This is a genomic window from Candidatus Cloacimonadota bacterium (assembly GCA_011372345.1).
GTDB lineage: Bacteria > Cloacimonadota > Cloacimonadia > Cloacimonadales > TCS61 > DRTC01.
In genome coordinates, this window is sequence record DRTC01000039.1 from 1 (window position 1) to 1,590 (window position 1,590).

General features: G+C 35.0%; 2 protein-coding genes. Both read right to left on the reverse strand.

All coding sequences use genetic code 11. The features are described 5' to 3' along the window. The coding region (locus ENL20_00665) for a hypothetical protein (GenBank protein HHE37073.1) at positions 1–262 on the reverse strand (262 nt) is incomplete at its 3' end. Then, positions 263–1,351 carry a YjgP/YjgQ family permease gene (locus ENL20_00670; protein ID HHE37074.1) on the reverse strand — a complete coding sequence of 363 codons (1,089 nt, stop codon included), beginning with the start codon at positions 1,349–1,351 and terminating at the stop codon, positions 263–265. Positions 1,352–1,590 lie beyond the last annotated feature (239 nt).

Consider the following 1,590-nt stretch of genomic DNA (forward strand, 5'->3'; position numbering starts at 1 on the left):
TCCTGAAAAGTTCAATAAGATATTTTCTCCAGAAATTAAAATAAAAAGGAAACTTCAGACATCCGACACTTGTTTTAAAAGTAAAATCAGAGATTTTTTTTCTATGAATGAGATAATTCTCTTTTTGTTCAAATTCCTTTTTATTTTGAAATGTCAGACATGCTAAATGAATTTCATGACCAGCATTGGATAAAGTTTGAATCTCATTTTCTACTCTTGTATCAGGTGGGAACTCATTTTCCAGAACCATTAAGATTTTCATCTACACCTCAGCTTTGATCACGAAAAATATCCCCACAAAAGTAAATATCAAATTAGACAACCAGGCAGCCAATAATGGAGAAAGAACTCCATTATGACCCAAACTCTGGCAAATCCTCAAAGAAGAAAGAAAGAGAAAACACACAAGTAGACCAATGGCAAAAATAATTCCCCGTCCCCTGCTTCTGGAAGAAGTTGAAACCAGTGGAACACAGAAAAGTAAAATTATTAAATTAGCGAAAGGAAACGATATTTTGAAATTCAGTTCCACTAATTCCTTATTGAATTTTTCTCCGACTTTCTGCAATCTTTTTATGTATTCCTTTAGTTCAAAGAAATTCATAGACATTGGTTTCTTAGCACTTTTGATAAAATCTAAAGGAGTAACATCAACTTCCTCGATAGTAATGGAATTATAATGCTCGACAGAACTCGGTTCACCGTTTATAAAATTCCTGATATAACAATCTTTGAAATGCCATTTATCATCTTTCCATTCAGCGTTCGAAGCTGTGATCTTTCTTAATATTTCGCTGGTTTCAGGATCAATTTTTGTAATATCTATCGTTTTCAAAACATTTCGATAACCATCAAAAAAACCGATGTAATAAAGGTTATTATCTTTACCAAGATAGTGGATATGAGATCGCATTTTTTTATCTTCTACTTTCTGATTTTTGATCTTTTCCGTATAAACATATTGTCTGTATTCTTCCGCTTTAGGAAGGACAAATTCTCCTAAAATCAAAATAACTATGCTGAAGAAAAAACCGAACCAGAACAAAGGTGTTACCATTCTAACGATGCTTATTCCTGCACCGCGAATAGCGATCGATTCGCTGTATTTGGAAAGGTTGTTCATCAGGAATAGACCAGCAAGTAAGACTACAACCGGTGAAGTCAGCAGGATCAGGTAAGGTAACCTCAAGACAAAATAGATCATCATGTCATCTGTCGATGCTCCTTTTCTCATCAATCCGGGCATGCGATCAAAAATATCGACAACCAGGAAAAGGATCGAAAACGCACCGATAATGATCAAAAAAGTTTTAATGTATTCTCTTAGAATATACTTATCTAATATTTTCATTTTTATTTGCCACAGAGACACAGAGAACACGGAGAAATAATTCTCGTTCTAATGCTCCTTCGTTGGTTACTCGTTCCAACGCTCCTGCGTGGGAATGCCTTTTTTGACGCTCCTGTGTCAAAACTAATCATAACACAATATATCTATTGTTTGTTCCCACGCAGGAGCATGGGAACAAGTAATCATTATTGCGTCAAGACCAATCAGTCTCAACTGGAATCAATCCTTCCATCCCAGCA